Consider the following 10761-nt stretch of genomic DNA (forward strand, 5'->3'; position numbering starts at 1 on the left):
GGCCGGCCTGCTGCTCGCCTTGCTGGCGAGCGGATGTGCCAGCACGAAGCTTGAACCAGCGCGCATGTTCGCCGCCGAAACAGCAAAACTATCCGCGGTCTTGCCACCGATGCTGTCAGGCACGCATGACAGCTGCATGGCCAACAGCATGCGCAAACAGATATTGCTGAGCAAAGCATTCGACGCGGCAGCGAACGAGCAGGCAGCGGCGGCAACTTGCGCACCCATCCTCCCCACCAGTGCGCAGGTAGCGGCCATCAACGCCATCAACGAGATCGTGCTGGCCTACGCCAACAGCATTGCCGCAGCAGCGAACGGCGACCTGAGAAGTTTTTCAGCGGAAAGCAATAGTCTGGGCGAGGCGCTGGGCAGCCTACAGCGGCCCGGCAGCGGAACGCCCGTCTTTGACGAGGGCAAGCTGTCGGTTGCGGTCAGGCTGGGACAGTTTTTGGCCAGCCAGATGACGCAGCGGCGGCAAAAGGCCACCTTGCGCGATCTGCTGGCCAGGCAGGATGAAGTCCACGCCGCCACCGACTTGCTGAAGGAGTACGCGCAACGCACCTACAGCGCCGGCCTCGGTACCGAGGCGCGCGACCTGGCGCTGCTGCGCACCTATGTGGCCGGCACGGCGCGCACCGAACCGCTGGCAGCCAACTACATCGACACCCGCCTGTACATGGAAGGCAAGCAACTCGCCGAGCGGCAAAAACTGGCCGATGAATATTATGTGCGCGCGATCGATGGCATGCAGGCCAGCCTGGCGTCCTTGCGCGCCAACCTGGACAGCATGCAGGAGCCCGCCCTGAAACAGCAGTTGGAACAATTCCGGCAGCAGGTCGCGGCGCTGCAGCGGCAGGCGGCATTTTATGCACCGGTGCGCTGGTAAACCGTCTCATCTCGCCAGGAGAACAGCATGAACGATGCAAGCAAACTCGGCAGGGAACTGACCTATGAAATCGCCGATGGCCTGGCACAGGCATCGAGTTTGATACTCGAGCTGCGTATTGCGTTGCGGCTGGCAGCGAAGCCGGGCGACGAGCACGCCGATGAAGACCGGCTGGAACAGTTGGAGAACCAGCTCGACCAGATGGTAATCCTGTTTCGCGCCTACGGCATTTATTTGCTGGGCCAGGCAGCGCAGGCACCGATCGCCGAAATCAATGACGCCATCGCGCATGCCAGGCAGAACCTGAAAAAAGTCACAGACCTCAAGCACCATATCACCACGGCCACCCGCCTGGTGGAACTGGGGGCGGCGATCCTGTCACGCGACCCGCTGGCCATGGTCAAGGCGGCCAGATCGCTGCACTCTTAAGGCTCCGGCTGCCGATGCCCCATCGCATGCTCGGCCATTTTGAGATACAAGGCCGCCTGTTCCGGGTCCGCCGCATAGCCCATCGTCCCGTCATTGAGGGCGATGGCTTTTTGCATCAGCGCTTCCGGATACTCCAGCGCGCAGGCGCTGTCCAACCAGTAACGGGCCTGCCGCGCATCCCGCCCCTGCAGCAGGTTGGCGGCAATGAACATGGCTGGCGCCACCTGGCGCTGTGCCGCCAGTTCCAGCCAGCGCAAGGCGGCGGCATTGTCCTGCGCGCCTCCGATGCCATTCTTGGCCATCAGCCCCAGGTAATACGCGGCCGCACCGCTTCCCTGGCGCGCCGCGGCCTCGAACAGCGTGCGCGCCTGCACCGCGCCGGCGCCGCCTGAACGCATCAGCACCTTGGCCTGCGCCACCGTAGTGGCCACGCCCTCCTGCGCTTGCGCGCAGCAGGCAACAGCCAGCAGCGCAGCGATGAAAAAAGCTTTCAGCTTCACTTCGCCAGGTCGATCTGGTACAGCGCAAAGCCCTTGCCGGCCCCATCGTCGGCTTTCAGCTGCGTGACATTGTCGATGCCGGCGGCCTTCGCCAGTTCGATCATGTCCGGCGCAGTATGAAACACCACCGGTCCCCTGGTGGCGACCTTGGCAAAGCGCCAGCTGCGCGCCGCGCCATTGGCTGCGCGCGTCAGGTTTTTCTGCTGTGCCACATGGGCGATCAGCAGTTCGCGGTTGTTGTCGGGCGAAGCGAGCACGGTCTTGCTGCCGTCAAGGCCAGGAAAGTTGCCGCCGCCGCTGGCGCGGTAGTTATTGGTGGCGATCAGGAACTCCTGTTGTGCATCCACCGGCTTGCCCTGGTAGCGCAAGCCCTTGATGCGCTGGCCCGGCGGCTGCGTCACGTCGATCTCGTAGCTGACGTCCTGGCTGGTGATGGTGTCGAAGTTGTAGCTCGGGTGCGCGGTATTGATCAGTTCCTGCGGCGCAGCCTTGCCCGGGTCGATGGTATTGAAGCGCTGCGCCGAGTGCTCCAGCCAGGCCTTCAGTTCCGCGCCCGTCATCTTCACGCCGTACAGCGCATTCGGATACAGGTACAGGTCGGCCGCATTGTTCAGCGCCACATTGCCGGCCTTCACATCCGTATAGTCGGTCACGCCGGCCGAGCCGCTCTTGAACGGTGACGACATCGACAGCACCGGCAGGCTGGCGTACTGCGGCAGGTTGGCTTTTACATAGCTGGCCAGGTAGCCCGCTTGCGCCTGGTTCACCACTTCGATGGCACTGATGTCGCCCACATCGGCAAAATAGGTCGACATGCGGAAATCCGTGGATCCGACCGGCGTCTGCACATAGGCGATGGTGGCCGCGTGTTCTGCCGCCACCAGTTGCGCGATCGCCGCGTCAGGCTGGACATAGCTCTTGTCCGCGTTCTGGATGCCGCGCGCTTCGACCGTGGTTTGCGCCTTGTCGATTACCCACTGCCTGCCGTCGTGGCGCAGATGCAGGCCGATCACGCCCAGGTGCTTGCCCCACAGATTGGCCAACACGGTCGGCACGCCATTGACCAGGCCACGGGTCTTGTCGACGCCCGGCAGATTGAACTGCGGCACGGTGCTGGCGGCATTCGGGAACAGCTGGTGCGAGTGGCCGATCAGCATGGCGTCCACGCCCGGCACCTGCGACAGGTAATAATTGCCGTTTTCCATGGTCGGCGAGTAGGGGCTGTTGTCCAGGCCGCCGTGCGAAATGGCCACCACCAGTTCGGCGCCCCTGGCGCGCATCTCGGGGATGAATTTTTCCGCCGTCTCGCGCACGCCCTGCGTGTACACGCGGCCTTCCAGCCAGCGCTTGTCCCACGACATGATGGTCGGCGGCGCAAAGCTGATGATGCCGACCTTGACGGTGCTGGTGATGGTCTTGCCGTCGGCGCCTGTCGCCGTAATTTTCTTGTCGATGATGTGATACGGCGCGAACAGCGGCTTGCCGCTTTTCACGCTATAGACGTTGGCCAGCACCTGCGGGAACTGCGGCCCCGCGCAGCGCGGTTTTGCCGCATCGACGCTGTCGACGTCGAACTGGTTGCCCGTCACCTGGCTCAGGAATGCCAGGCCGTAATTGAATTCATGGTTGCCGATACCGCCACCGTCGACCTTCAGCAGATTCATCGCCTTGTAGATCGCCAGCGTCTGGCCGCAGGCCAGCGGTTTCACCAGTGCCTGATAGTCGGCCAGCGCCGTACCCTGGATCGTGTCGCCATTGTCCAGCAGCAGGTTGTTCGGAAATTCGCTGCGCGCCTGGGCGATCAGCGCCGCCGTGCGTTCCAGCCCGATCGACGGCTCGTCCTGCAGCTTGTAGTAGTCATAGCTGAGCACATTGGCGTGCAGATCCGTCGTCTCGAGCAGGGCCAGGGTGGCGGTACTGCCGGCCGCAGTGGGGGCCGGCAAGGTGCTGCAGGCAGCCAGCAGGACGGGAGCGATGGGAAGGATGAGCAGGCGCAAGGCAGTCGACATGGGCAGGGGCAGAATAAGTAAAACTGGCCATCATACGCGCCGCTCCTGCGGCGCGCAATCGGTGCGCATGGCAACCGCAGGCCTCACAGCGACAGGAGTGTGACGATGGATCTCTATCGAAAGTTCATCGATACGGCCGTAGTCAAGGCAATCGCCGCCAATCCGGCGCTGTCCTTCCTGATACTGGGCAGCTTGCTGTTTTTTGCCAGCACGCGCGACATTATTATTTTCAAGGTCAATATTGCGCCCTACCTGACCGATCTGGGGCGCACCATCGTGATTGCCGGCGTCTTTTCCGTCATCCTCAAATCGGTGCAGTTTTCGGCCATCTTTCGTGAAATTATCATGGCGGCCATTTACAATCCCGCACATATCGACGACGAACCCCTGCTGCTGAAAAACTGGCGCCTGATTACCGAGGCGATCTTCTCCAGGTCGCTGCCGCTGCGCTATCCGCGGCCCACAGGGTTGCTGGAAAGGCGCTATATCGACAGCAAGGCGGACTACCACTTCACTGACTTCCAGATTCAATACGATATCGACATCGGGGCCGATGGCCGGGGCAGCGTCAGCAATACCTTGAAAACCGATATCTTGCTCGCACCGGGCCGCAGCAATCCCGTCTTTGTCCAGACCATCGAAGGCGACGGCGCGACCACGCTGCTGTGGCTGCGCATCAACGACAAGAAATTCGAAACGTATGATTTTCAGCCGCTGGCCGATAATCCGCGCGCCAGGAAGCTGACCCTCAACCTGCTTGACCACATCAATCCCGATACGGGCGGTGCGCGCCTGGAACGCGCCTTCCGTACCGAGCAGAACGTGCACAGCGAACCGTTTATCAATGCCACGCTGACGCGCTTTATCAACGGCGCCGTCATCAAGACACGGGTCAGCAATGGCTACCATATCCGTTTCATGAACGACAGCATTGAAATGCCGAATGATGATCCCGTCGTCGATACCGATGGCTATATGCGTTGGGTACTGGCCACGCCGGGCAAATTGCTTTTGCCCGGCCAGGGGTATACACTGGTGATTGTCAAGGACACCATGTCGCCATACCAAGGAGTTGCACCATGAAACTGGCAACCAAAGAAACTATCTGACCCCGCCGCGCAGGCCTGCGGCGTATGCCGCAGCACGCGCCTCATACGCCTCCATGCACGCTGTTGACGCTGGCGCGCCGCGTGTCAGCAAAGCATGGCCTGGACTGCTGCGCATGCATCACGCCTGTCGCCTTGCAATCTGGCGCACGTCCTCCTCTTCCCAGCAAGCTTAATTCTCGCGCCCCGCACTTCGACGGCCGGCTTCGGCATGCTCTAGGGTATAATCCAAGGTTTGATTACACTACTAAAAGACCAAGATCATGGAAGCCGAACGCATCAATATCATCTCCGCCCTGCTCTCCGACCTGACGGTCCGCGAAGCCGAACTTCGGAGGTATCTTTGACTTCACTGTCAAGTCGGAGAAACTAGAGCAAGTCAACGAAGAACTGGAAGACCCTACCGTCTGGAACGATCCCAAGCGCGCCCAGGATCTCGGCAAAGAGAAAAAGGCGCTGGAAGCCATTGTCTTTACGCTGACCAAGGCCGACGCCGACCTGCGCGACACGGCTGACCTGTTCGCCATGGCCCGCGAAGAAGGCGACGACGAGACGCTTGAAGCGATCGAAGGCGACGTGGAGGAAATCCGCAAGGTTATCGAAAGCATGGAGTTCCGCCGGATGTTCAACAATCCGATGGACCCGAACAACTGCTTTATCGACATCCAGGCCGGCGCCGGCGGTACCGAAGCCCAGGACTGGGCCTCGATGCTGCTGCGCCAGTACCTGCGCTATTGCGAACGCAAGGGTTTTAAAGTTGAAATCCTGGAGCAGTCCGACGGCGAGGTCGCCGGCATCAAGACCGCCACGCTGAAAGTCGAGGGCGATCACGCCTACGGTTTCCTGCGCACGGAAACGGGCGTGCACCGCCTGGTGCGCAAGTCGCCGTTCGACTCGGCCAATGGCCGCCATACCTCGTTCACGTCGCTGTTCGTGTATCCGGAAGTCGACGATTCGATCGAGATCGATGTCAACCCGGCCGATATCCGCGTCGACACCTACCGCGCGTCGGGCGCTGGTGGTCAGCACATCAATAAAACCGACTCGGCCGTCCGCATGACGCATGCGCCGACCGGCATCGTGGTGCAGTGCCAGAACGACCGTTCGCAGCACCGCAACCGCGCCGAAGCGATGGAAATGCTGAAAGCCAAGCTGTACGAACATGAACTGCGCAAGCGCATGAGCGAACAGCAGAAGCTGGAAGACTCGAAGACCGACGTGGGCTGGGGCCACCAGATCCGCTCCTACGTGCTGGACCAGTCCCGCATCAAGGACTTGCGTACCGGCTTCGAGACGGGCAACACCAAGGGCGTGCTCGATGGCGACATCGACGACTTCATTTCCGCTTCCCTGAAACAAGGCGTGTAAAGCATGACCAATTCTCAGCGTGCACTGATCTTCGACATGGACGGCACCATCGTCGACAACATGGCCTTCCACACCAAGTCGTGGCTGGCGTTTTTCGAGCGCCGCGGCCAGGTGATCGACCCGGACGCGTTTTTCCTCGACACGGCAGGACGCCAGGGCCATGAAATCATGCGCAGCTACCTGGGCGACGATGTCGACCATGTCAGCCTGAACGCCGAGAAAGAAGCCCTGTACCGCGAGCTGTATGCGCCGCACCTGGCCACCGTGCCGGGTTTCGACGCGCTGATCGCCAGGGCAGCCGCCGCCGGCGTCAAGCTGGTGGTGGGCACTGCCGCGCCGAATGAAAACATCGTCTTCACGCTCGACGGGCTGGACTTGCGCAGCAAGTTCGACGCCATTGTCGGCGCCGGCGATGTAGCGCGCGGCAAGCCGAACCCCGATGTTTTCCTGGCGGGCGCCGAAAAAGTCGGCGCGCGGCCCGAGAACTGCATCGTCTTCGAAGACGCGCCGCTGGGCGTGGAAGCGGCACGCCGCGCCGGCATGCGCGCGGTGGTGCTGACCACTACCCTGCCCGCCTCGGCGTTTGCCGAATTCGACAATGTGATCCGCATCGCCGCCAACTTCAGCGAACTCGATCTCGACGCGCTGTTTGCCAGCACGTCAGCCATGGCAACCCCCATTTAATCAACAAGAACAGACCTCAATCATGACCACGGACATCCAAGAACAAGCCGCCGCCCCCGATGAAAACAAGATCATCGCCGAGCGCCGCGTCAAGCTGGCCGCACTGCGCGAACAAGGCATCGCCTTCCCGAACGATTTCCGCCCTGAACACAAGGCGGCCGATCTGCACGCACAATACGGCACGAAGACGCGCGAAGAGCTGGAAGCCGAACCTGTCAAGGTGGTGCTGGCCGGGCGCATGATGCTCAAGCGCGAAGCGGGCAAGAAGGCCGCTTTCGCCACGTTGCAGGATGCTTCGGGCCCGAAGGCCGATGGCCGCATCCAGATCTACGCCACGCTGGACCTCACCGGCGAAGCGGCGATGGCCGCGCTGCACCACTATGACCTGGGCGATATCCTGGGCGTGACGGGCACGCTGTTCAAGACCAAGACCGACGAGCTGACCATCAAGGTCACCGAACTGCGCCTGATCACCAAGTCGCTGCGCCCGCTGCCGGACAAGTTCCACGGCCTGGCCGACCAGGAAACGAAATACCGCCAGCGCTACGTCGACCTGATCATGAACGAAGAGACGCGCCGCACCTTCAAGGCCCGTACCGCCGCCATCTCGTCGATCCGCCGCTTCATGGAAAAGAACGAGTTCATGGAAGTGGAAACGCCGATGCTGCACACCATCCCCGGCGGCGCGGCAGCCAAGCCGTTCGTCACGCACCACAATGCGCTGGACATGGAAATGTACCTGCGTATCGCTCCCGAGCTGTACCTGAAGCGCCTGGTGGTGGGCGGCTTTGACCGCGTGTTCGAGATCAACCGCAACTTCCGCAATGAAGGCGTGTCGATCCGTCACAACCCGGAATTCACGATGATGGAATTCTACGCGGCCTATACCGACTACAAATGGCTGATGGACTTCACCGAAGCCGTGATCCGCCAGGCCGCCATCGACGCGCACGGCACGGCTACTTTGACCTATGGCGGGCGCGAGCTGGACCTGGCCAAGCCGTTCCACCGCATGACCATCGTCGGCGCCATCAACAAGTACGCGCCGCACTATACTGCGGAGCAGCTGGCCGATGCGGAATTCATCAAGGAAGAACTGAAGAAATTCGGCGTGAAACCGTTCGCCACCGCAGGTCTCGGCGCGCTGCAACTGGCGCTGTTCGAAGAGACGGCCGAAGCCCAGCTGTGGGAACCGACCTATATCATCGACTATCCGGCCGAAGTATCGCCGCTGGCGCGCGCTTCCGACACGGTGGCCGGCATCACCGAGCGCTTCGAGCTGTTCATGGTCGGCCGCGAGATCGCCAATGGCTTCTCGGAGCTGAACGACGCCGAAGACCAGTCGGCCCGCTTTCTGGCGCAAGTGGCCGCCAAGGACGCCGGCGATGAAGAGGCGATGTTCTACGACGCCGACTATATCCGCGCGCTCGAATACGGCATGCCGCCAGCCGGCGGCTGCGGCATCGGCATCGACCGCCTGATGATGATCATCACGGACTCGCCGAATATCCGCGACGTGCTGCTGTTCCCGCACCTGCGCCGCGAAGAGTAATCGCCATCGCTGGCCGATAAAAAAGCCGCCGGATCGCGCGATCCGGCGGCTTTTTTCATGCCCGGTGCCGCGCGGCAATCAATCAGGCCTCGGCCAGCGCCCGCTGAATCCGCGACACTTCGGCGGTCGCCTCCGTCGTGCGCGACGATAACTGCCGCACCTCGCCGGCGATCACCGAAAAGCCGCGGCCCGCGTTGCCGGCACGGGCTGCCTCGATGGCGGCATTGAGCGCAATCAGATTGGTCTGCCGCGCGATCAGCTCGATCGTCTCGACGATCCTGCCGATATCCTTCAGGCTCGCTTCCAGCCTGGCCTGGTAGGCGACCTGCCGTTCCTTGGCCTCTTCGGCCAGCTTTTGCGAGTGAATGTCGGTCAATGCGCCGACCGAGCGCAAAGGATAGCCGTTGGCGTCGCGCCTGGTCTGCCCTTTGACCCGAAACCAGCGGTATTCGTTGTCAGCGCAGCGCACCCGCTGCACCACCGTGAATGGCTCGCCGCTGCTGCGGTCATTGAGATGGGCCATGAAGCCGCCCAGGCTCTGTTCGCTGTCTTCCGGGTGCAGGCGCGAGGCCCAGGAATCCATCACATTCGGAAACTCCTGCTCGCTTTGATAGCCGAGCAGGCTGCGGAACTGCGGCGACCACCAGAACACGTTGTTCGGATTGATCGGATCGCCAGCGACGATTTCAACGTCGTACAAACCGTCATTGATCATATCGCCCGACAATTCGAAACGCACCAGCGTTTTTTCCAGCTCGCGCTCTTTGGCAAGCTGCGTTTCAATGCTGGTCAGCGAACCGGCAATGCGCTGCGCCGTGCCATCGTCATCGCGCAGGATTTTTCCCTTGGCGGCAAACCAGCGATATTCGCCGTCGCGGCATTTCAGGCGGTAACGCACGTCGTAGGCGGTGCGTCCGGTCCGGTCGCCCAGGCTCTTGCCGAACGCCGTCATGGTCGGAGCGAAATCGTCGGGGTGCAGCAGGCGCGACCAGCTGCCCAGCACGTTGGGGAAATCGCTCTCGCTGCGATAACCGAGCAAGGCGCGGAACTGATCGGACCACCAGAACACATTGTTTTCGTTGCCGGGATCGGACTGGTTCACTTCCATGTCCCACAAGCCGTCGGAGGTAGCGCCGCGCACCAGGTCGAAGCGATCCATCAGGTGCATATTATCATCAGCGAGGCGAGCCGCATCGGCTCGTGCAAGGTCCAGTTGCTGGCACACGGCCTGCAGTTCCGCCTGCGCCATCGCCGCAGTGGAGTTGGTTGAAAAAGGCCACATAAAAATTCTCTGTTATTGAAAAACGATCGCGCATGCAATCTTGTAATTTTACCTATTTTGCTTCCCGCAGGAAACTTTTAGTGCGCGAATCATAACATCTCCAGGCAGAGGGCGCAGGCGGGCGGGCAATGGTGCGCCGGAGCAAGAGGGAGGGATAGCGCGCAGCGGGTGCGCGCCTGCAGGCAGGAAGCATGCTGGCGCCCTGCCCGTACGGATGGGAGCCGCGGACAGGGCGGTGTTTTTACTGCACCACGGTATAACACGGCACGTAAGCCGTCCCCGCCAGCTTCATGCGGTGCTGCGCCACGAACGAGGCCAGCAGCGCGTCCATCGGCCCCATGATGTCCTTGTCGCCGTGGATCTCGAAGTTGCCGTATTTTTCGATCGAGCGGATGCCGTCGTCCTTGACGTTGCCGGCCACCACGCCCGAGAACGCGCGGCGCAGCTGGGCCGCCAGCAGGTGCTTGGCCTGGTTCTTGTGCAGGCTCAGGTTCCGCATGTTTTCATGGGTCGGGTGGAACGGCTTCTGGAATTCGTGGTCGATCTTCAACAGCCAGTTGAAATAATACGCGTCGCTGTGCGCCTTGCGGTATTCGCGCACCTGCTTGATGCCTTCGAGCATTTCACGCGCCACCAGTTCCGGGTCGTCGATAATGATCTTGTAGCGCTGCTGCGCTTCCGGACCCAGCGTGTCGTGGATGAACTGGTTGATCTGCACAAAATATTCGCGCGAGGTTTCCGGCCCCGTGAAGATCAGCGGGAACGGAATCTCGGCATTGTCCGGATGCAGCAGGATGCCCAGGATATACAGGATCTCTTCGGCCGTGCCTGCCCCGCCCGGGAACACCACGATACCGTGGCCGGCGCGCACGAACGCCTCCAGGCGTTTTTCGATGTCCGGCATGATCACCAGGTGGTTGACGATCGGGTTCGGCGACTCGGCGG

General features: G+C 61.7%; 10 protein-coding genes. 6 read left to right on the forward strand and 4 right to left on the reverse strand.

Going from position 1 to position 10761, the window contains the following annotated elements:
- The first annotated feature begins 136 nt into the window (after window positions 1-136).
- Together RTQ46_RS09360 and RTQ46_RS09365 are read left to right on the forward strand one after the other, a co-directional pair.
- The gene (locus RTQ46_RS09360; protein ID WP_312436095.1) at window positions 137-886 is read left to right on the forward strand and encodes a hypothetical protein; all 750 of its coding nucleotides are present in this window, start codon (window positions 137-139) and stop codon (window positions 884-886) included.
- Between the two features lie 27 nt (window positions 887-913).
- A complete protein-coding gene (locus RTQ46_RS09365; protein ID WP_312436096.1) occupies window positions 914-1315 on the forward strand; it encodes a hypothetical protein in 402 nt (133 codons plus the stop codon).
- Here RTQ46_RS09365 and RTQ46_RS09370 read toward each other — a convergent pair.
- The gene (locus tag RTQ46_RS09370; protein WP_312436097.1) at window positions 1312-1815 is read right to left on the reverse strand and encodes a sel1 repeat family protein; all 504 of its coding nucleotides are present in this window, start codon (window positions 1813-1815) and stop codon (window positions 1312-1314) included. The two genes, RTQ46_RS09365 and RTQ46_RS09370, sit on opposite strands and share 4 nt — an antisense overlap.
- Window positions 1812-3824, reverse strand: a complete 2013-nt coding sequence (locus tag RTQ46_RS09375; RefSeq protein WP_312436098.1) for a bifunctional 2',3'-cyclic-nucleotide 2'-phosphodiesterase/3'-nucleotidase — start codon at window positions 3822-3824, stop codon at window positions 1812-1814. Before RTQ46_RS09375 ends, RTQ46_RS09370 begins: the two co-directional genes overlap by 4 nt.
- A 105-nt stretch (window positions 3825-3929) precedes the next feature.
- Between RTQ46_RS09375 and RTQ46_RS09380 the strand changes: the two genes are divergently transcribed.
- From RTQ46_RS09380 to lysS, 4 genes are all read left to right on the forward strand, one after another.
- Window positions 3930-4907 (forward strand): hypothetical protein, encoded by a 978-nt coding sequence (locus RTQ46_RS09380; protein WP_312436099.1) that lies wholly within the window; start codon window positions 3930-3932, stop codon window positions 4905-4907.
- Between the two features lie 286 nt (window positions 4908-5193).
- Window positions 5194-6298, forward strand: a protein-coding gene (prfB, locus tag RTQ46_RS09385) for a peptide chain release factor 2 (protein WP_312436100.1) whose coding sequence is annotated in 2 segments (ribosomal slippage) — window positions 5194-5274 and window positions 5276-6298 — 1104 coding nt in all. Because the reading frame shifts where the segments join, the coding sequence is not laid out codon by codon here.
- A gap of 3 nt (window positions 6299-6301) precedes the next feature.
- Window positions 6302-6982: an HAD family phosphatase gene (locus RTQ46_RS09390; RefSeq protein ID WP_312436101.1), complete on the forward strand. Its 681-nt coding sequence runs from the start codon at window positions 6302-6304 to the stop codon at window positions 6980-6982.
- Window positions 6983-7004: 22 nt separating this feature from the next.
- Complete coding sequence (gene lysS, locus RTQ46_RS09395) at window positions 7005-8534, forward strand: lysine--tRNA ligase (protein ID WP_312436102.1); 1530 nt, start codon at window positions 7005-7007, stop codon at window positions 8532-8534.
- A gap of 82 nt (window positions 8535-8616) precedes the next feature.
- Here lysS and RTQ46_RS09400 read toward each other — a convergent pair whose 3' ends face one another.
- Window positions 8617-9816: a PAS domain-containing protein gene (locus tag RTQ46_RS09400; RefSeq protein WP_312436103.1), complete on the reverse strand. Its 1200-nt coding sequence runs from the start codon at window positions 9814-9816 to the stop codon at window positions 8617-8619.
- 241 nt (window positions 9817-10057) lie between these two features.
- Window positions 10058-10761, reverse strand: a 704-nt coding sequence (locus RTQ46_RS09405; protein WP_312436104.1) for a pyrimidine/purine nucleotide monophosphate nucleosidase domain-containing protein, incomplete at its 5' end; no start/stop codon positions are given.

Source organism: Janthinobacterium sp., from assembly GCF_031995485.1.
GTDB lineage: Bacteria > Pseudomonadota > Gammaproteobacteria > Burkholderiales > Burkholderiaceae_D > Janthinobacterium.